This is a genomic window from Pseudonocardia kujensis, from assembly GCF_021283305.1.
Taxonomy (GTDB): domain Bacteria; phylum Actinomycetota; class Actinomycetes; order Mycobacteriales; family Pseudonocardiaceae; genus Pseudonocardia; species Pseudonocardia kujensis.
Map to the genome: position 1 here is coordinate 23,888 of NZ_JAJSOK010000010.1, position 18,944 is coordinate 42,831.

Genomic DNA, 18,944 nt, shown 5'->3' on the forward strand with positions numbered 1-18,944 from the left:
CCCCGTCGGCGTCAGGACCGGGAGGCGAGCAGGTCGGCGGTGGCGGCCCGGCGCAGCTTGCCCGAGGGCGTCTTGGGCAGGGTCCCCGGTGCGAGGACCTCCACCCGCGCGGGCCGCACCCCCACCGCGGACACGACCCGCGCGGTCACGTCCTTGCGGATCACGGCGGCCTCGGCCTCGTCGTCGGCCTTGCGGGCCTCGACGGCCACCGCGAACGACTCGCGCCGCTGTCCCTCCCCCGCGAACAGCCGGACCGCCACCGCGTTGCCCGCCCGCACGCCGTCGGCCTCCGCGGCGGCGCGCTCGATGTCGGTCGGGTAGATGTTGCGCCCGCCCATGATGATCACGTCCTTGCGCCGCCCGCACACCACGACCTGGCCGTCCTCGACGACGTAGCCCTCGTCGCCGGTGTCGAACCAGCCGTCGGCGTCCCGGGTGGCGACCGGGCCGTGCACCGTCAGGTAGCCAGGCGTCACGGACTCGCCGCGCAGCTGGATCACCCCGACCCCGCGGGTCCCGAGCACCTCGCCCGACTCCCCGACGACACGCGCCTCGATCCCCGGCAGGGGCGGCCCGAGCAACGGGAACGCTCGCCTCGGCCCCTCGCCGGCGGGCTCGGCGCGACGGCCGGACTCGAGGGCGTCGGCGTCGATCTCGTCGACGGCCAGGCCCGTCTCGACCGGTGCGAACGCGACGCCGAGCGCCGTCTCGGCCATCCCGTAGGCGCAGAGCACGGACTCGGGGCGCAGCCCGAACCGCGCCCCGGCGTCGACGAAGGCGCCGACGGCCACCGGGTCGACGGGCTCGGCGCCGTTGAGCGCGATCCGCAACGACGACAGGTCCAGCTCCTGGTCGGTCCGGGCGAGCTGGCGGGCGAGCACGGCGTAGGCGAAGTTCGGCGCGGCCGTGACCGTGCCGCGGTACTTCGAGATCAGCTCCGCCCAGAGCAGCGGCCGGGACAGGAAGTCGACCGGCGTGACCGTGACGAGCTCGAGCGCGGTGACCATCGGGACCGTCAGGAACCCGACCATGCCCATGTCGTGGAAGAGCGGCAGCCAGGAGACCATCACGTCGCGCTCGACGTCGAGGCGCGCGGCCTCGCGCATGGCGGTGATGTTCGCGTGCAGATTGCGGTGCGTGATGCGCACGGCCTTCGGCTCGGCGGTGGAGCCGCTGGTGAGCTGCAGGAGCGCGGTGTCGTCCTCGTTCGCCACGTCGGCGTCGGGTGTGACCGCGGCCGGGTCGCCCTGCAGCGACTCGAGCAGCCGGAACGGGATGCCGCGGTCGGTGAGCACCGGGGCCAGCCCGTCGAAGGGGGCGCCGAGCAGCACCATGCTCGCGTCGATCATCCGCAGCACCGCGACCGTGTCCTCGGCCCAGTGCATCAGGTCCGTGCGGGCGGTGGGCTGGTGCAGCATCGTGACGCTGCCGCCGGTGAGCCAGACCGCCTGGGCGAGCGGGGCGATCGCCGCCGGGTCGCCCGCCAGCACGCCCACGGCACCGCCGCGGGTGAGGGCGGGGGTGTCGCCGTCGGGCCGGCGCAGGGCGTCGGCGATCCCGCGCGCGGTCCCGTGCACCTCGCTCCACGACCGACGGATGGGGGCGGCGGGTTCGCCGGTGGTCATGCCGCGGGAGGTGTCGGCGGCGGACTCCAGCAACGTCGCGAGGAACCGGGACATGGGCGCAGCCTAAGGCCCGCACCGGTGATCGCAGTATGGATCCATAACGCGATCAAGCCGCCCGCCCGAGCGCAGTATGGATCCATAACGCGACCAGAGAGCCCATGAGAGCCCGTTATGGATCCATAACGCGATCCGGCGGCCCCGTCCGCGCCGGTCCCGAGGGCAGGGGCGGGCGTAGGGTCGGGCCGTGGCTTCCACCCGTGACTCGATCGCCGCGGCCGTCGAGGCCGTGATCCCGGGCGCCCGCGCCGATCTCGAGCGGCTGGTGCGCATCCCCAGCATCTGGGCCGACCCGGCGCACGCCGCCGACACCGAGGCGAGCGCCGCGGCCGTCGCGGAGCTCGCCGGCGCCCTGAACCCGGCGGACCTGCAGATCCTGCGGGCGGAAGGGGGCGCGCCCGCCGTCGTCGCCCGGTGGCCCGCGCCCGAGGGGCAGCCGACCGTGCTGCTCTACGCCCACCACGACGTCCAGCCCACCGGCGGCGACGAGCGCTGGACCAGCCCGCCGTTCGAGCCGACCGAGCGCAACGGCCGGCTGTACGCCCGCGGCGCCGCGGACGACAAGGCCGGCGTGATGACCCACCTCGCCGTGCTGCGTGCGTACGAGGGGAAGCCCCCCGTCGGCGTCACGCTGTTCGTCGAGGGCGAGGAGGAGTCCGGCTCCCCCACGCTCCCGCAGCTGCTGCGCGAGCACCACGAGCTGCTCGCCGCGGACGTCATCGTGATCGCCGACGCCGCCAACCCGGCCGTCGACGTCCCGGCGCTGACCACGAGCCTGCGCGGCCTCGTCGACGTCGTGATCGACGTGTCGCTGCTGGAGCGACCGCTGCACTCCGGGGTCTTCGGCGGCCCGGTCGGCGACGCGCTCACCGCGCTGACCCACGCCCTCTCGAGCCTGCACGACGAGAAGGGCGAGGTCGCCGTCCCCGGGCTGCACGCGAACACCGGTACGGACGCCGCCGCCAAGAACGTCCCCGACATCCCCGAGGCGGAGTGGCGCGCCGAGGCGGGCCTCGTGGAGGGCGCCGAGCTGCTCGGGACCGGCACGCTGGCCGAGCGGATCTACCACAAGCCGGCGATCGCGGTCCTCGGGATCGACGCACCCTCGGTCGCGCAGGCCGCGAACGTGCTGCTCCCGCGCGCCCGCGCGATGGTCAGCATGCGGCTCGCCCCCGGCGAGGACGCCCTCGCCGCACGGGAGAAGCTCGCCGAGCACCTCCGGGCGCACGTGCCCTGGGGAGCGCAGGTCACGGTCGAGCCGGGATCGGGCGTGGCCGAGCCCTTCTCGCTCGACGCCGACGGCGGCGCCTACGACGCGGCCAGGCGCGCCTTCTCCGAGGCCTTCGGCACCGCGACCGTCGAGATGGGCATCGGCGGCTCGATCCCCTTCATCGCCGAGTTCGCCCGCACCTTCCCGGGCGCGGCCGTCCTCGTCACGGGCGTGGGCGACCCCGCCTCGCGGTGGCACGGGATCGACGAGTCGCTGTCGTTGTCCATGTTCGCCACCGGAGCCCGCGCCGAGGCCTTCCTGCTCGACGAGCTCCGCCGCTGAGCGACCGCTCTCGATATATCGCTAGCGCCAGGCCGGTGCGCCCGGCAGACTGAGCCGATGCGGATCGGCGTGCTGGGCCCGGTGGCGGCGTGGGCCGCGTCGGGTGCCGACGTCGCACCGGCCGGGCTGCGCCTGCGCGGGCTGCTGGCCCGGCTCGCGCTCGCGCCGGGCCGCACCGTCACCGCCGAGACGCTGGTCGACGACCTGTGGGGCACCGGAGCCGACTCGGCGCCGGCCTCGGCGAACGCCCTGCAGGCCCTGGTCTCCCGGCTGCGTCGCGCCCTCGGGCCCGATCTCGTGGTCACCGTGCCCGGCGGCTACCGCCTCGACCTGCCGCCCCCGGACGTCGACTGCGTGCGCGCGGCCCTGCGGATCGCCGAGGCCGAGCACGAGGCCGACCCGGGGACCGCCCGCGAGCTGGTCGGGCAGGCGCTCGCGCTGTGGCGCGGACCGGCCCTCGCCGACGTCCGCCGGTTGCCCTTCGCCGGCCCCGCCGCGGACCGGCTCGACGGCCGCCGGGCGGACGCCCTGGAACGCGCGGCCGGGCTGGATCTGGTGCTCGGCCGCGCAGCGGGCAGCGTGGAGCCGCTGACCACGCTGCTCGCCGAGCAACCGCTGCGCGAGACCGCTGCGGCCGCGCTGGCCCGCGCCCTGCACGCCACCGGTCGCCAGGCCGACGCCCTCGCGGTGCTCGACCGGACCCGCGCGCGGCTGGCCGACGAGCTCGGCGTCGATCCCGGCCCGGAGCTGGACGAGGCCCGCCTCGACGTCCTGCGCGGCACGGTCGTGCCGGCGGCTCCCCCTCCGCGTCCGGCCCGCTCCGCGCCACCTCCGCCGCTGACCAGCTTCGTCGGCCGGGAGGCGGACGTCGACCGGCTGCGGGAGCTGCTGGAGACGGGCCGGCTCGTCACGCTCGTGGGGCCCGGCGGCGCCGGCAAGACCAGGCTCGCCCGGGAGGCCTGCCCCGAGGGGGCGGTCGCCGAGCTCGCCGCGCTCACCGGCCCGGACCAGCTGGCGGAGACGGTGCTCGCCGCGGTCGGCACACCGGAGCTGGTGATCCGCCAGGAGGAGCACCCCGACGTCGAACGGCTGGTGGCCGCCGTCGGCCGGCGCGACCTCGTCCTGGTCCTCGACAACTGCGAGCACCTGATCGGTCCGTGCGCGGACCTCGCGGGCACGCTGCTCGCCCGCTGCCCGGCGGTGCGGATCCTGGCCACCAGCCGCGAGCCGCTCGCCGTGCCCGGGGAACGGCTGCACCCCGTCGAGGCGCTCGACGGCGCCGCGGCCGCCCGGCTGTTCGCCGACCGGGCCGACGCCGTCGCACCCGGGTTCGCGGCCGCCGCGCACGCCCCCACGATCGCCGAGATCTGCCGCAGGCTGGACGGCCAGCCGCTCCCGATCGAGCTCGCCGCCGCCCGGCTGCGGGCGCTGAGCCCGGAGGAGATCCTCACCCGGCTCGACGACCGCTTCCGCCTGCTCACCACGGGCGCCCGGACGGTGCTCCCGCGACACCAGACCCTCCGCGCGGTCGTCGACTGGAGCTGGGACCTGCTCGACGAGGCCGAACGCGCCCTCGCCCGCCGGCTCGCCGTCTTCTCCGGCGGCGCCACCGCCGACGCGGCGGACCAGGTGTGCGGCGACGGGCTGGACGACCCCTTCACCACGCTCGCCGCGCTCGTCGACAAGTCGCTGGTCGTCGCGGTCCCGCAGGCCGGGGCGCCGACCCGGTACCGGATGCTGGAGACCATCCGCGAGTACGCACGGGAGCGCCTCGTCGCCTCGGGCGAGGAGGCCGCGACGGCGGCGCGGCACGCGGCCTGGACCGTCGCCCTGGTCGAACGGGCCGAGCCGGAGCTGCGCGGCCGGGACCAGCTGCGGTGGCTCGGGGTCCTGCGCGCGGAGGCCGGCAACATCACCGGGGCGCTGCGCCGGGCCGTCGCCGAGCAGGACGCCGCGACCGCGTACCGCCTGGTCGCCGGCATGTTCTGGGGCTGGCTGATCCGCGGCGCCACCGAGGAGTCGATGACCTGGGTGCGCGCGGTCGGCGCGCTCCCCACGGAGGGCGCCCCGCTCGACGTGGTCGCCCGGGTCACCGCGTTCCGGGCGATCGAGGCGCTCGGCCGCGGGGAGATGGAGGAGGCGCAGCGGCACGTCGCACGGGCGACCGTGCAGGCCGCGTCGGTCCCGCGGCCCCGGCATCCCGCGCTCGACCTGCTGGCGCCGCTGGGCGAGGCCTTCGCGACCACCGACCAGGCGCCGCTGACCTCGATCAGCACGACGCACCCGGACCCGTGGGTGCGGGCGTTCGCGCTGGAGATCCGCGCGACGCTGTCCGAGAACGCAGGCCTGATCGACCTCGAACGCGAGCTGGTCCGGGCCGCGCACGCCCTGTTCACGCAGGTCGGTGACCGCTTCGGGCTGGGGATGACGCTGACCACGCTCGGCGAGCTGGAGGCGTGGGCGGGCAACGCCGACGCCGCCGCGGCGGCCTTCGAGGAGGCCATCGCGCTCGCCACCGAGCTCGCCAACGACGACGACCTTCCGCAGTACCTCGTCCGCCGCGGCAGCCTGGCGGCGCGCACGGGCGACCACGCGCTGGCCCGCAAGCTCTACACCGAGGCGTTGGGGATGCTGGACGGCTCCGAGTACGCCTCGCCGGAGATGGTGCACGTCTCGCTCGCCGAGCTGGACCGTCTGGAGGGCGACGTGGCCGGGGCACGCGCCCGGCTCGCGACCGTCGACCCGGAGCCCGGCGGCATCGCCGTCGCCCAGCGGAGCGCCCACCTGGCCGCGCAGCGCGCGCTGGTCGAGCTGGCCGCGGGTGATCTCCGCCGGGCGGCCGAGCTGCTGGTCGAGGCCGTCGACGCCGCGGACGCGAGCAAGGACGGCCCGGTCGTCGGCTTCGTCGCCGAGACCGTCGCCCAGCTGGCCATGGCGCACGGGGACCGCGAGGGCAGCGCCCGGGCGCTGGGCGTCGCCGAGGCCCGCCGCGGCGTGCTCGACCGGGGGGACCCCGCCGTGGTCGCCCTGCTGACGGCCCTCGGGCCCGAGGCGGACGGCCTGCGGCGGGAGGCCCGGAGCCTCCCGCCGCAGCCCGGTTTGGACCTGCTGCGGGCTCAGGTCCGCCGGCGGTAGAGCGTCACCGCGATCGGCGCGAAGACCAGCGTGATGCCGGCGGCCCACAGCAGGGCGGTGCCCGCCGGGCCCGCGACCGGGCCGCCGAGCAGCAGGCCGCGCACGGCGTCGGCGGTCTTCGACACCGGGTTCACGTCCACCCAGCCCTGCAGCCAGCCGGGCATGGTCGACGCCGGCACGAAGACGTTGCTGCCGAAGGTCAGCGGCAGCGAGATGAGCGCGCCCAGGCCCTGCACCGAGCGCGGGTCCTTGACCAGCATCGCCAGGGCCGTGAACACCCAGCAGAGGGCGAACGCGAACGCCATGACCAGCAGCAGCGCGGCGACGATCGCCAGCGGGCCCGCGGAGGTGCGGAAGCCGAGGATCGTGCCGAACACGAGCATGATCACGCCGGACGTCGCGTAGCGGGCCAGGTCCGCGCCGATCGCGCCGAGCAGCGGGGCCGCCCGGGAGATCGGCAGGCTCCGGAACCGGTCGAAGATCCCGGTGTGCAGGTCGTCGGCCAGCCCCGTGCCGGTGCCGGCCGAGGCGAAGATGACCGTCTGCACCAGCACGCCCGGCAGCGCGAACTGCAGGTACGCCGAGGTGTCGCCGGCGATCGCGCCGCCGAAGACGTACACGAACAGCAGCAGGAAGATGACCGGCTGCAGGGTGACGTCGATCAGCGCCTCGGGCGAGTGCACCGTCTTGACCAGTCCTCGCCAGGCCAGCGTGGCGCCGTGCCGCAGCGTCGACGGCCCGTGGCGGGCCCCGGTGCGCGGCGGGGGTTGGGCGACGGTCGTGGGGACGGGGGCGGTGTTGGTGGCGGTGTTGGTGGTGGTGGTCATGCGGCCTCCTCGGTCGCGGGGCCGGCCTCGGCGGGGCGGCCGGTCAGGGTCAGGAACACGTCGTCGAGGCTCGGCAGCCGCAGCCCCAGCTCGGCGACGGGCACGCCGTCCTCCTCGAGCCGGACGCCGAGCCGGTGCAGCAGGGCGGGCGTGCCGGACAGGGTCAGCTCGCCGGTCGGGTCGATCGCAGGCGTCTCGGCGGTCAGCTCGCCGAGCAGCGTGGCGACGGCGCCGACGTCGGCCCGGTGCAGCGGCCGCACGTGCAACAGCTGCCCCCCGACGTCGGCCTTGAGCGACGCCGGGGTGCCGCTCGCGATCACCTCGCCGTGGTCGAGGACCACGAGGTCCTCGGCGAGCTGGTCGGCCTCCTCCAGGTACTGGGTGGTGAGCAGGACGGTCGTCCCCTCGGCGGCGAGGGCGCGGACGTGCTCCCACACCTCGTTGCGGTGCCGCGGGTCGAGGCCCGTGGTCGGCTCGTCGAGGAAGAGCACGTCGGGCCGGCCGACGAGGCTGGCGGCGAGGTCGAGCCGCCGGCGCATGCCGCCGGAGTAGGTCTTGACCCGGCGGCCGGCGGCCTCGGCCAGGCCGAACCGCTCGATCAGCTCGTCCGTGCGACGGCGGGCGTCGCGCCGGGACAGGTCCAGGAGGCGGCCGATGAGCCGCAGGTTCTCGACGCCGGACAGGGCGTCGTCGACCGCGGCGTACTGGCCGGTCAGGCCGATCCGCAGGCGGACGGCCGGGGCGTCGGCCACGACGTCGTGGCCCAGCACGGTGGCCCGGCCGCCGTCCGGGCGCAGCAGGGTGGACAGGACGCGGACGGTGGTGGTCTTGCCGGAACCGTTCGGCCCGAGCAGGCCCAGCACGCTGCCGCGCCGGACCTCCAGGTCGACGCCGGCGAGGGCGGTGGTGGCGCCGAAGGTCTTCACGAGACCCTCGACGCGGATGGCCGGTTCGTTCATGGCCACCACTGTCGGCGGGGGCGCTGCCATCCGGCTGACACCGGCCTGCCCCGCCGCGTCAGCGGACGTGGCGAGCCGTCAGATCCGGGTGCGCCGCCTGCCACCGCTGCGCCGATCGGCGGATCTCACGGCGGACCCGCGCGGGTTCGTCCCGCTCCGTCCGGTTTGCCGGTGTACGCAGCGGAACCGGCCGTTGACCCCTCGCTGTGACCGGGGTTACGGTCCCGCTTAACGATCGTTCGGCAGATGGGTACCCGCCCGTCTCCGCTCCCGGGATGCAGCGTCGCCGAGGGAACGAGGACCTCCACTGTGGATTCGACCGTGCGCTCCACCCTGCCCGGAACCGGTACGGAGGCGTCTGCGCGCCGCCGCTGGGCCTTCCTGATCGACCGCAGGCTCGACCGCTATCCGACCGGCGGCGAGCGCTACGCCCGCCTCGTGCTCGCCGTGCTCGCCACGGTCGTCATCTACTACGAGCAGTACACGCTCGGTGCCGTCTCGACGCTGGTCTCCCAGCAGCTCGGGATGTCGTTCCTGTTCCTCACGACCGGCCTCGCGGTGGCGAACCTGTTGGGCGCCTTCGGATCCCTCGCCGCCGGGCTCGCCGACCGGCTGGGCCGGGCCAACATCGTGGTCTACGGGATGCTGGTGGTCGGCGCGGTCACGGCGTTCGCCGTCACCCAGGTCCAGGACAAGTGGACCTTCATGATCCTCTCGACGATCGTCGCGATCATGGAGGGCATGCTGCTGGTGGCCACGCCGGCACTGGTGCGTGACTTCAGCCCGCAGATGGGGCGGGCCCGGGCCATGGGCTTCTGGAACGTCGCACCGCCGGCGGGCTCGCTGCTCGCGTCCGCGGTCGCGGCGATGACCCTCGGTTCGCTCGTCACCTGGCAGAGCCAGTTCCGCATCGCCGGTATCGCCGGGATCGTCGTCGCGGTGATCGCGCTGATCTGGATGAAGGAGCTCAACCCGGCACTGCGCGACCAGGCCGCGGTGTCCGAGGAGGACCGCGAGCTGCTCGAGGCGCGGGCCGCGCGCGGCGAGGTGAAGGTCGATCTCGCGCACCCGTGGCGACAGCTGCTGAAGGTCGACGTCGTGGTCCCGGCGCTCGGGTTCTCGATCGCGCTGCTCTTCTACTACACGATCGTCGGCTTCGCGCCGGTCCTGTTCACCACGGTCTGGGGCTTCGACCTCGCCGCGGCGAACAGCGTCATCGCCTGGGCCTGGGCGTTCAACGTGCTGCTCTCGCTCACCTACGGCGCGCTCGTCGACCGCTTCCTGGTCCGCAAGCCGTGGATCCTCGGCGGCGCGGTGCTGTGCATCGCCATGCAGATCGTGCTGATCACGCTGGTCGGCGGGAAGCCGAGCTACCTCACGCTCGCGATCATCATGGCCGTGCTGGCCACCTCCTGGGCCGGGTTCGCCGTGCCCTGGTACGCGGCCTTCACCGAGACCGTCGAGGCCCGCAACCCGGCGCTCACCGCGACCGGCCTCGCGATCTGGGCGTGGATCATCCGCGTGGTGGTGTTCCTGTCGTTCCTGATCGTGCCGCACGTGGTGACCTCGGCGAACACGCTGGTCGCCGCCGAGCCGTACGTCGCGGAGGCCGAGCGGCTCCAGGCCGCCGGGCAGGCGATCCCGCCGGACCTGGCGGCCAAGCTGGGCGAGATCCAGCAGGCCGCGGCTGTGACGGGCGACCAGTGGCGGCTGTGGATGTGGATCGCGGTGGTGTGTGCGGTGGGGCTGGCCGCCACCGTGCCCCTGCTGCGCGGCCGGTGGAGCGTGGCGAAGGCGCGCGCCGACCTGGCCGCGCACGAGCGGCGGCGCGCCGAGGAGCTGGCGGCCCTCCGTGGCTGAGGTGGGGCGGCTGACGCTGGCCAGCTGACAACCCCCGCATCATGGTTCCATAACGCGCGAGAAAGGTCACTGAATGTGCGTTATGGAACCATAGTGCGAGCAGGTCAGGCTTCGGCCTTCTCCGCGGCCTCGAGCCACTCCAGCTCGATGGTCTCCCGCTCGGCCTCGACGGACTTCAGCTCGGCGGAGAGCTCCATCAGCCGGGCCGGGTCGGTCGCGGCCTCGGCAAGCTTCGTGTGCAGCTGCTCCTCGCGCTTGGTGAGCTGCTCCATCTTCCGCTCGAGCCGCGCCGCCTCCTTCCGGGCGGCGCGTTGCTCGGCCGCGTTGACCGCCGGGGCGGCCTTCGGCGCCGGCGCCGCGGCGGCCTGCGGGGGCGCCGTGGAGGTTCCGGCCGCCTGCCGCCGGCGGAGGTACTCCTCGATGCCGCCGGGCAGGTGGGTGATCTTCCCGTCGCCGAACAGCGCCACGACGGTGTCGCACACCCGCTCCGTCAGGTAGCGGTCGTGGCTGACCACGACCAGCGTGCCCGGCCAGCCGTCGAGCAGGTCCTCGAGGTTGGTCAGGGTGTCGACGTCCAGGTCGTTGGTCGGCTCGTCGAGCAGCAGCACGTTGGGCTCGGCCATCAGCAGCCGGGTGAGCTGCAGCCGACGCCGCTCGCCGCCGGAGAGCCGGCCCACGGGCGTCCACTGGCGGGCGGGCGGGAAGCCCAGCCGCTCGGCCACCTGCGAGGCCGTCATCTCCTCCTTGCCGAACCGCACGTACTTGGCGACGGCCTCGACCGCCTCCAGCACCCGCATGTCCTTCGGCAGGTCCACGAGGTCCTGGGTGAGCTGTGCGAGCTGCACCGTCTTGCCCTCGATGCGCGTGCCGCCGTCGAGCGGGCGCTCGCCCGTCAGCGACCGGAGCAGCGTGGTCTTGCCCGAACCGTTGACGCCGACGATCCCGATCCGGTCGCCCGGGCCCAGCCGCCAGGTCTGGTGGTCGAGCAGGGTCCGGTCACCGATCGTCACCGTGGCGTCCTCGAGCTCGAGGACGGTGCGGCCGAGCCGGTTCGTGGCGAAGTTCAGCAGCTCGACGGTGTTGCGCGGCGGCGGCACGTCGGCGATCAGGGCCTCGGCGGCCTCGATCCGGTACCGCGGCTTCGACGTCCGCGCGGGCGGCCCGCGCCGCAGCCACGCCAGCTCCTTGCGGGCCAGGTTGCGCCGGCGCATCTCCGCCGCGTCGGCCTGGCGCGCGCGCTCGGCGCGCGCGTACACCCAGTCCTGGTAACCGCCGAGGTAGCTCTCGACGCGCCCGCCGGCGACCTCCCAGGTCCGGGTGCAGACGGCGTCGAGGAACCAGCGGTCGTGCGTCACGACCACGACGCCGCAGCGCCGGGACAGCAGGTGCTCCGCGAGCCAGCTGATCCCCTCGACGTCGAGGTGGTTGGTGGGCTCGTCGAGCACCACGAGATCGGGCTCGCCGAGCAGCGCGCGGGCCAGCGCGACCCGGCGCTTCTCGCCGCCGGACAGCCCGTCGACCGTCCGCTCGAGGTCGCGCAGGCCGAGGCCGCCCAGGACGTCGCGCGCCTTCGGGTCCGAGGCCCACTCGTGGTCGGCGTCGTAGTGGGCGAGCACGACGTCACGGACCCGCGCGCCGGCCGGGAAGTCGTCCCCCTGGGTCAGGTAGGCGAGCTTCAGGCCGCCGAGGCGGGAGACCCGGCCGCCGTCGGGCGCGCGACGGCCGGCCAGCACCTCGAGCAGGGTGGTCTTGCCGCCGCCGTTCAGGCCGACGACGCCGACCCGCTCGCCGCGCTCGACACCGAGGGACACGGCGTCGAGCAGCACGCGGGAGGCGTCGCCCGGGACGTGCGCGGTGACGTTCTCCAGGTTGACCAGGTTCTGTCCGGCCATCTGTCCTCTCTCAGGCCCGGGCCGGCGGCCAGGGCGACCCGCTCGGGGCGGGCGGTACGGGTGGGGGTTCGTCCGCGTCGACGACGCGGGCCCCGGGGACGGGCCCGTGCGCCACGCGGACGGTGCGGCAGACGCCGACACCGGCGAGCTCCGCGGCGACCTCGACCGCCGACTCGGCGTCGGAGCAGAGGAACGCGCAGGTGGGGCCGGAGCCGGAGACGATCCCGGCCAGCGCGCCGGCGCTGACCCCTGCCCTCAGGGTACGGCGCAGGTCGGGCGCGAGGCTCACCGCGGCGGCCTGCAGGTCGTTGCCCAGCGAGAGCGCGAGCTGGCGCGGGTCGCCCTGGGCGAGGGCCCCCAGCACCGGCTCGACCGGGCGCTCCGGCGGTTCCTCCTCGCCGCGCAGCCGGTCCAGCTCGGTGAAGACCGTCGGGGTGGACAGCCCGCGCCGGGCCAGCGCGATCACCCAGTGCATCGGGTGCCGCGACAGGACCGGGACGATCTGCTCGCCGCGGCCGGTGCCGAGCGCGGTGCCGCCGTGCAGGGCGAAGGTGACGTCGCTGCCCAGCTCGGCCGCCATGGACGACAGCTCGTCCCGGTTGAGATCCAGCTTCCACAACGCCGAGAGTGCGACCAGTGTTCCCGCGGCGTCGGCGCTCCCGCCGGCCATCCCGCCGGCCACGGGGATGCCCTTGCGCAGCACGACGCGCACGTCCGGGTCGTGGCCGGAGCGCTGGGCCAGCAGCTCGACGGCCCGCCAGGCCAGGTTCGTGTCGTCGACCGGCACCTCGGAGACGCCCTCGCCGTGCACCTCGAGGCCCGGCCGGTCGCTCGCCGAGACCGCCACCTCGTCGAACAGGCTCACGGCGTGGAAGACCGTGACCAGGTCGTGGTAGCCGTCCGTGCGCACGCCGCCCACCGCCAGGTGGAGGTTGATCTTCGCGGGCACCCGGACGGTGACCGGAGGACGAACGGCGGAGAGCACCACCCAACCCTACTGACCGCGTGCGACCGGTGACCTGAGGCTGACGGTGAAGGTGAGCACGGCCACCAGGCCCACCAGCAGCACTCCGGCGGGCAGCAGCAGGGCCTGCGCCATCGCCGTGCTGAAGGGGCCGTGCAGCGCCACCGGGATGGCGCTGATGCTCTCCGTCCGCGCCCCGCCGCCCCCACCGACGTTCGCCGCGATGCGGGACTCCATGAGCACGGCGATGCCTGCGCTGCCCAGCACCGCGCCGACCTGCCGCGTGGTGTTGTAGACGCCCGCACCGGCCCCGGCCTGCGCGGGCGGCAGGTTGCGGTTGGCGGTCGTGGCGACGGGGCCCCAGACGAACGCGTTGCCGACGCCGAGCAGCGCGATCGGCAGCTCCAGGGTCCAGATCGCGGCGTCGGGCTTCATGACGGCCGCGAGCCAGACCAGCGACGCCGCCCAGCAGGTCATGCCGAACCCCGCGATCCAGCGCGGGTGCGCCCGGTCGGTGAGCCGGCCGACGAACGGGGCCAGGGCCCCGGAGAACACCGCCAGCGGGATGAGCAACAGGGCCGCGCGCGTGGGGCTGAGCCCCAGGACGCCCTGCGCGTAGAAGGTGATCGGGAAGGCCATCGCCGTGACGGCGAACCCGACCGTGGTGATCGCGATGTTGGCCAGGCTGAAGTTGCGGTCGCGGAACAGGCTCAGCGACATCAGCGGCTCGGCCGGGTTGCGGCCCTGCCACCAGACGAACCCGGCCAGCACCGCGAGGCCGGACACGATCAACGCCCAGACGCCGGCGCCCCAGTCGTAGCTCTGCCCCTCCTGGATGCCGAAGACCAGCAGGAACATCCCGACCGCGCTCAGCACCACGCCCAGGACGTCGAAGCGGCGCACATGGGTGGGCAGCGCGGGCACGAGCCGCAGCGCCAGCACGAACCCGACCACCCCGACCGGCACGTTGACGAAGAAGATCCACTCCCAGCCGAGCCCGTCGACCAGCACCCCGCCCAGGATCGGCCCGACCAGCGTGGCGACGCCCGCGACCGCGCCCCACAGGCTCATCGCCTGGCCGCGCTTGTTCGGCGGGAAGGTCCGCGTGATCACCGCCATGGTCTGCGGGGTCATCATCGAGGCGCCGAGGCCCTGGAGGACCCGGGCGACCACCAGCCACGCGATCGTGCCGGTGAGCCCGCACCACAGCGAGGCGACCGTGAAGATGGCCAGCCCCGCGAGGTAGACCCGGCGCGGGCCGAACCGGTCCCCCAGGCGGCCGGTGATCAGCAGCGGCACCGCGTAGGCCAGCAGGTAGGCGCTGGTCACCCACACCACGGCGTCGACGCTCGCCCCCAGGTCCGACTGGATCGCGGGCGTGGCGACCGAGACGATCGTCGAGTCGACCAGGATCATGAAGAAGCCGAGGACCAGCGCCCAGAGGGCCGGCCACGGACTCGACGGCTCCGTGACGCCGGGGCGCGTGCCGGGTTCGGCGCTCGCGCCGGTGTCGCTGACGGCCATGGTTCTCCTCGGGTCGGTGCGCGGTGAAAGGGTAGGCCGCCGCACCGACGGAAAGCCCGGGGTTACCGGGGGCGGTGTGCGGCCAGCCGGGCGAAGTCCTCGACACCGAGTGTCTCGGCGCGGGCCATCGGATCGATACCGGCGGCGCGCAGGGCCTCCTCGGCGGCCGCGGGGGATCCGGCCCATCCGGCCAGCGCGGGCCGCAGGGCCTTGCGACGTTGCGCGAAAGCGGCGTCGACCAGCGCGAACACCTCGGCCCGGTCCACCCTGCCCCGATCTGCCGCGGCCCCGTCGCCGGGCGGCGGGTCCCGGCGGGTGAAGGCCAGCAACCCGGAGTCGACGTTGGGCACCGGCCAGAACACCGCCCGCGGGACCGGCCCGGCGCGGCGGGCGTCGGCGAACCAGGCCAGCTTGACGCTCGGGACGCCGTAGGTCTTGCTCCCGGGACCCGCCGCGAGCCGGTCCACGACCTCCTGCTGCACCATGACCAGGCCCTTCTCCAGGCTCGGCAGGGCGGCCAGCAGGTGGAGCAGGACGGGCACGCCGACGTTGTACGGCAGGTTCGCGACGACCGCGGTGGGCGCCGGGTCCAGCGCCTCGACCTTCATGGCGTCGACGTTCGTGACCGTCAGCCGGTCGGCCAGCGCCGGCGCGAACTCGGCGGCCGTGCCGGGCAGGGCGGCGGCGAGCGCCGGGTCGATCTCCACCGCGTGCACGTGCGCGGCGGCGGGGAGCAGCGCGAGGGTCAGCGAGCCCAGCCCGGGCCCGACCTCGACCACGACGTCCTCGGCCGTGAGGTCCGCGGCCCTGACGATCCGGCGGACCGTGTTCGGGTCGTGGACGAAGTTCTGCCCGAGCTTCTTGGTCGGGCGGATGCCGAAGCGCTCGGCGAGCGCACGCACCTCTGCCGGGCCCAGCAGGCGGGAGGTGGCGGGTTCGGTCACGGATCCATCATCCGGGATCGCACCCGCACGGCAGACTGCGGGGATGCGGAGACTGCGCCGGCCCACCCTGCTCACCGGCGATCCGGAGGCTCTCGACGCCCGGATCGCCGGCGACCTGGGCCTGTCCCGCTGCTCGTTCGAGGCCGAGCTCGAGGGCTTCGGCGTCTCCAGCGCGATCTACCCGCTGGGCCGCGACCGGTTCCTGGAGGTGTGCGCGGCCGTGCGGGAGGGGACGTCGGCGGCACGCCGGCTGGAGCGCGCGGGCGAGGGCATGTCCATGGTGATCCTCCAGGTCGCGGACCTGGAGGGGCAGCGGGAACGGCTCGCGGGGCACGGCATCCGGGTGGTCGCGGAGTTCGACCGCCCGCAGACCCGGGGCCGCTGGGCCTCCCGGCACCTGCATCCCGCCGACACGGGGCCGCCCTGCTCTCGCTCGACGTCTCGGACCCGCCCGAGGACTTCACCGTCGTCGAGGGGCCGTGGCGCGAGCACGTCCGCACCGGGGTCGTGACGGATCTGCGCGGGATCGAGGTCGTGGGCCCGGCGGGGCGCTGGGCGGCGGCGACCGGCGCCCCGCTCGACGGCGACACCCTGCGGCTCGACGACGCCACGGCCACCTTCCGGGGCGGCCCCGTCGAGGCCGTGACCACCGTGCTCCTGGAGGCGCGCGCGGACCGTGAGCTGGACCTCGGCGGCGTCCGGTTCGTTCTGCGCAGGCCGCAGCCGTAATACAGTCGCATCATGACCGACCTCCCGGCCGTGGTGTTCGACTTCGGCGGCGTGATCACCGCCTCCCCCTTCGAGGCGTTCGCCCGGATCGAGGCCGAACGCGGGCTGCCCAGGGACCTCGTCCGCCGGATCAACTCCACGAACCCGGACACCAACGCCTGGGCCCGGTTCGAGCGTGCGGAGATCGACGCCGCGGCGTTCGACGCCGAGTTCGCCGCCGAGGCCCGCGCGCTCGGCCACGACCTGCCCGGCAGCGTCGTGCTGGCGGTGCTGTCCGGTTCGGTCCGGCCGCGGATGGTCGCGGCGCTCGACTTGCTCAAGGAGCGGGGCCACCGGCTCGGCTGCATCACCAACAACGTGCCGGCGGGGCACGGCGCCCAGATGTCCGCCACCGAGGAGCGCGCCGCCGAGATCGCCGCGATCATGGCGCGGTTCGAGTACGTGGTGGAGAGCAGCAAGGTCGGGGTGCGCAAGCCCGATCCCGCGATCTACGAGCTGGCCTGCTCGGGGCTCGGCGTGCGCCCCGAGGACTGCGTCTACCTCGACGACCTGGGCATCAACTGCAAGCCCGCGGCCGCGCTGGGCATGCGGGCGATCAAGGTGACGAGCGAGGACCAGGCCCTCGCCGACCTGGAGAAGGCCCTCGACCTCGCCCCGGGCACCTTCTAGCGGGGCAGGCCGAGCTTGCGGGCGCAGGCGGGCCAGGCTCCGTAGCCGCCGCGGGAGTCGCGGACCTTGCTGGCCACGGTGATCTGCTCCTCGCGGCTGGCCTGGTGCGGCAGCGGCGCGTACTGGGTGCCGCCGTAGGCGCGCCAGGTGGAGGCGTCGAACTGGACGCCGCCGTAGTAGCCGTTGCCGGTGTTGATCGCCCAGTTCCCGCCGGCCTCGCACTGCGCGAGCCGGTCCCAGACCGCGCCGTCGGAGATCGCCGGCACCTCGGGCTCCTCGTCGTTGGTGCCGACCTTGACGATCCGCGGCCGCGGCGGGGTGCTCGCGCCCGCGCGGATCTGCTCGCGGCGGACCTCCTGGCCGTTCTGCACGTACACGCGCATCACGGCGGTCTGCTCGCCGGGCGCGCCCGGGTCGACGACCTCGCGCTTCCCACGGGGCAGCTCGGGGTCCTCGATCTCCTGCACCGGCGGGTCGGTCCGGCGCACCTCGACGACCTCGCCGACGCCGTTGCGCACCAGGTGGATCTGCATGCCGTCGGTCAGCTGGGTGTCGCTGCTGGGCACCGACACGTCGTCCGGGCCGAGGGTGACGCCCTTGTCCGCCAGCAGCCCGGCGATCGTCCCGGCGCTGGTGGTGATCTGCTCGGGCGCGCCGGTGCCGTCGGTGAGGGTGACGGTGCGCTGCACCTCGACGCGGACGTCGAGGCCGCCCATCGGGATCTGCGTGTCCGGCGCGAGCGACATCTGGATCGGCTGCACGTTCACGCCCAGGCCCTTGAGCGCCTCGTCGACCGACGACGCCGTGGTCCAGACGTTGCGGGTCTGCCCGCCCTCGGTGAGCGTGAGCATCCGGGCCCGGTTGACGATCACCTGGTCGCCGTCGGCGATCTCCGTGGTCGGCGCGGGCTCGACGCGGTCCTGGGGGTTCGCGGCGATGCCGGCCGCGGCCAGCACGCCGGCGACGTCGCCGGCGTAGGTGTGCAGGACGCGGTCCTGGCCGTCGACCGTCACCGTCACGGACTTGTCCACCGCGAGCGCCGTCGCGCTGCCCGCGGTGAGCGTGAGCAGGGCGGCGAGGGCGACCGCGCGGGCACCGAAGCCGGACCTCCGGCCGGCACGGGCGGGCGGCGTCGCGCGCGGCGTCGCGGTGCGGGGGGCGGCGGTGCGAGACGTGCGGGGGGTGGCGGGCGCGGCGGTGACGCCGAGCGGCTCGGGCTCCGCCGGCGCCGGAGGGGCGACGACGGCGAACGCCTCGGTCTCGGGCTCGGCAGGGGGCACGGTGTCGGGCCGGGTGTCGGGCCGGGTGTCGGGAGCCGCCGGGGCGACGACGGCGAGGGCGCCCGAGTCCAGCCGCCCCGTGTCCTCGACCTCGGCGAACCGCCCCGAGTCGACCCGCCCCGTGTCGTCGAACGCGGTGAACCGCCCCGAGTCGACGCGCCCCGTGTCCTCGAACGCCGCGAACCGGCCGGAGTCGACGCGGCCGGTGTCCTCGAGCGCCGGGAAGCGGCCCGTGTCCTCCAGCGCCACGAACCCGCCGGTGTCGATGCGCGCGGTCTCGTCCTCCCGGACGGACGGCTCCACGCGCGGCATCCCGCCCGTGGGCGCCTCGTCGAACCAGCTGCCGCCAGCGGGCACGGTGTCCAGGGCACCCGGCCCCGCCGGCGCCTCGGGTTCCGAGGGCAGCTCCGGCGTCCCGACGACCTCGATCGCCGCGAACGGGGCGGTGAACGGCTCGGCCTCGCCGCGCGGGCCGTCCTCGGCCCAGGTGCCGCCGGCCCAGATGTCCTCGACGTGCTCGGAGCGGTCGAGCCAGGCGCCGGCCGCCCGGCCGGACGCCCCGTCGGCCTCGCTCTCCTCGACGCTCTCCTCGGCGCTCTCCTCGGCCTCGGTCCACCAGGATCCCGGGACGTAGTCCCGGACCGCGACGCCGGAGTCGGCGTATCCGCGCAGGTCCTCCGCCGGGTCGGGGCTCTCGTCGGCCCCCTCGTCGTACTCCAGCCACGGTCCCGGGCGCAGCGTCGGTGCGTCGGTGGCGACCGGCGGCTCGGCGTGCTCCAGCGACTCGAGTCCCAGGCGGACCCGGACCGCGCGCCGGCGCGCGCGCGCAGATACGTCGACCACTGGCTTCCAGACGCTCGTCGGACCGGGCAGGGGTGGCGCGCGACGGTGACCGGGGCGGGGTCGGGGAACGCCCGGTCACGCGTC

14 protein-coding genes are annotated in these 18,944 nt (G+C 75.0%); 6 read left to right on the plus strand and 8 right to left on the minus strand.

Features of this window, described 5'->3' with window-relative positions; genetic code table 11:
• Positions 1-11: 11 nt before the first annotated feature.
• Positions 12-1,679: a fatty acyl-AMP ligase gene (locus tag LWC35_RS09710; RefSeq protein WP_232869717.1), complete on the minus strand. Its 1,668-nt coding sequence runs from the start codon at positions 1,677-1,679 to the stop codon at positions 12-14.
• A 190-nt stretch (positions 1,680-1,869) separates the two neighbouring features.
• Here LWC35_RS09710 and LWC35_RS09715 point away from each other — a divergent pair, with 190 nt between their 5' ends.
• Together LWC35_RS09715 and LWC35_RS09720 are read left to right on the plus strand one after the other, a co-directional pair.
• The gene (locus LWC35_RS09715; RefSeq protein WP_232869718.1) at positions 1,870-3,234 is read left to right on the plus strand and encodes a dipeptidase; all 1,365 of its coding nucleotides are present in this window, start codon (positions 1,870-1,872) and stop codon (positions 3,232-3,234) included.
• A gap of 57 nt (positions 3,235-3,291) precedes the next feature.
• Positions 3,292-6,369 (plus strand): AfsR/SARP family transcriptional regulator, encoded by a 3,078-nt coding sequence (locus LWC35_RS09720; RefSeq protein WP_232869719.1) that lies wholly within the window; start codon positions 3,292-3,294, stop codon positions 6,367-6,369.
• On the opposite strand, the gene LWC35_RS09725 is transcribed toward LWC35_RS09720, so the two are convergent.
• Together LWC35_RS09725 and LWC35_RS09730 are read right to left on the minus strand one after the other, a co-directional pair.
• Positions 6,351-7,196, minus strand: coding sequence for an ABC transporter permease (locus LWC35_RS09725; RefSeq protein ID WP_232869720.1), 846 nt, complete (start codon positions 7,194-7,196; stop codon positions 6,351-6,353). The two genes, LWC35_RS09720 and LWC35_RS09725, sit on opposite strands and share 19 nt — an antisense overlap.
• Positions 7,193-8,155: an ATP-binding cassette domain-containing protein gene (locus LWC35_RS09730; RefSeq protein ID WP_232869721.1), complete on the minus strand. Its 963-nt coding sequence runs from the start codon at positions 8,153-8,155 to the stop codon at positions 7,193-7,195. Before LWC35_RS09730 ends, LWC35_RS09725 begins: the two co-directional genes overlap by 4 nt.
• A gap of 309 nt (positions 8,156-8,464) precedes the next feature.
• Here LWC35_RS09730 and LWC35_RS09735 point away from each other — a divergent pair, with 309 nt between their 5' ends.
• Positions 8,465-10,015 carry an MFS transporter gene (locus LWC35_RS09735; protein WP_232869722.1) on the plus strand — a complete coding sequence of 517 codons (1,551 nt, stop codon included), beginning with the start codon at positions 8,465-8,467 and terminating at the stop codon, positions 10,013-10,015.
• 104 nt (positions 10,016-10,119) lie between these two features.
• On the opposite strand, the gene LWC35_RS09740 is transcribed toward LWC35_RS09735, so the two are convergent.
• The 4 genes from LWC35_RS09740 to rsmA all read right to left on the minus strand — a co-directional run bounded on the left by LWC35_RS09740 (position 10,120) and on the right by rsmA (position 15,339).
• Positions 10,120-11,907 (minus strand): ABC-F family ATP-binding cassette domain-containing protein, encoded by a 1,788-nt coding sequence (locus LWC35_RS09740; protein ID WP_232869723.1) that lies wholly within the window; start codon positions 11,905-11,907, stop codon positions 10,120-10,122.
• 10 nt (positions 11,908-11,917) lie between these two features.
• Positions 11,918-12,892, minus strand: a complete 975-nt coding sequence (locus LWC35_RS09745) for a 4-(cytidine 5'-diphospho)-2-C-methyl-D-erythritol kinase (RefSeq protein WP_232869724.1) — start codon at positions 12,890-12,892, stop codon at positions 11,918-11,920.
• Positions 12,893-12,901: 9 nt separating this feature from the next.
• Positions 12,902-14,395 carry a DHA2 family efflux MFS transporter permease subunit gene (locus LWC35_RS09750; RefSeq protein ID WP_232869725.1) on the minus strand — a complete coding sequence of 498 codons (1,494 nt, stop codon included), beginning with the start codon at positions 14,393-14,395 and terminating at the stop codon, positions 12,902-12,904.
• Positions 14,396-14,457: 62 nt separating this feature from the next.
• Positions 14,458-15,339, minus strand: coding sequence for a 16S rRNA (adenine(1518)-N(6)/adenine(1519)-N(6))-dimethyltransferase RsmA (gene rsmA / locus LWC35_RS09755; protein WP_232869726.1), 882 nt, complete (start codon positions 15,337-15,339; stop codon positions 14,458-14,460).
• A 43-nt stretch (positions 15,340-15,382) separates the two neighbouring features.
• Between rsmA and LWC35_RS09760 the strand changes: the two genes are divergently transcribed.
• From LWC35_RS09760 to LWC35_RS09770, 3 genes are read left to right on the plus strand one after another with little or no spacing between them, the layout of a single operon-like run.
• A complete protein-coding gene (locus LWC35_RS09760) occupies positions 15,383-15,850 on the plus strand; it encodes a VOC family protein (RefSeq protein ID WP_232869727.1) in 468 nt (155 codons plus the stop codon).
• Positions 15,847-16,068: a hypothetical protein gene (locus tag LWC35_RS09765; protein WP_232869728.1), complete on the plus strand. Its 222-nt coding sequence runs from the start codon at positions 15,847-15,849 to the stop codon at positions 16,066-16,068. Before LWC35_RS09760 ends, LWC35_RS09765 begins: the two co-directional genes overlap by 4 nt.
• A gap of 12 nt (positions 16,069-16,080) precedes the next feature.
• The gene (locus LWC35_RS09770) at positions 16,081-16,737 is read left to right on the plus strand and encodes an HAD-IA family hydrolase (protein ID WP_232869729.1); all 657 of its coding nucleotides are present in this window, start codon (positions 16,081-16,083) and stop codon (positions 16,735-16,737) included.
• On the opposite strand, the gene LWC35_RS09780 is transcribed toward LWC35_RS09770, so the two are convergent.
• Positions 16,734-18,860, minus strand: coding sequence for a resuscitation-promoting factor (locus tag LWC35_RS09780; RefSeq protein WP_308194502.1), 2,127 nt, complete (start codon positions 18,858-18,860; stop codon positions 16,734-16,736). The genes LWC35_RS09770 and LWC35_RS09780 overlap by 4 nt on opposite strands.
• Positions 18,861-18,944 lie beyond the last annotated feature (84 nt).

Bases quoted from the DNA above. Each gene is read 5' to 3' on its own strand.
- LWC35_RS09740 (WP_232869723.1), bottom strand. From the start codon at position 11,907: ATGGCCGGACAGAACCTGGTCAACCTGGAGAACGTCACCGCGCACGTC.
- LWC35_RS09720 (WP_232869719.1), top strand. From the start codon at position 3,292: ATGCGGATCGGCGTGCTGGGCCCGGTGGCGGCGTGGGCCGCGTCGGGT.
- LWC35_RS09750 (WP_232869725.1), bottom strand. From the start codon at position 14,395: ATGGCCGTCAGCGACACCGGCGCGAGCGCCGAACCCGGCACGCGCCCC.
- LWC35_RS09725 (WP_232869720.1), bottom strand. From the start codon at position 7,196: ATGACCACCACCACCAACACCGCCACCAACACCGCCCCCGTCCCCACG.
- LWC35_RS09770 (WP_232869729.1), top strand. From the start codon at position 16,081: ATGACCGACCTCCCGGCCGTGGTGTTCGACTTCGGCGGCGTGATCACC.
- LWC35_RS09730 (WP_232869721.1), bottom strand. From the start codon at position 8,155: ATGAACGAACCGGCCATCCGCGTCGAGGGTCTCGTGAAGACCTTCGGC.
- LWC35_RS09760 (WP_232869727.1), top strand. From the start codon at position 15,383: ATGCGGAGACTGCGCCGGCCCACCCTGCTCACCGGCGATCCGGAGGCT.
- LWC35_RS09710 (WP_232869717.1), bottom strand. From the start codon at position 1,679: ATGTCCCGGTTCCTCGCGACGTTGCTGGAGTCCGCCGCCGACACCTCC.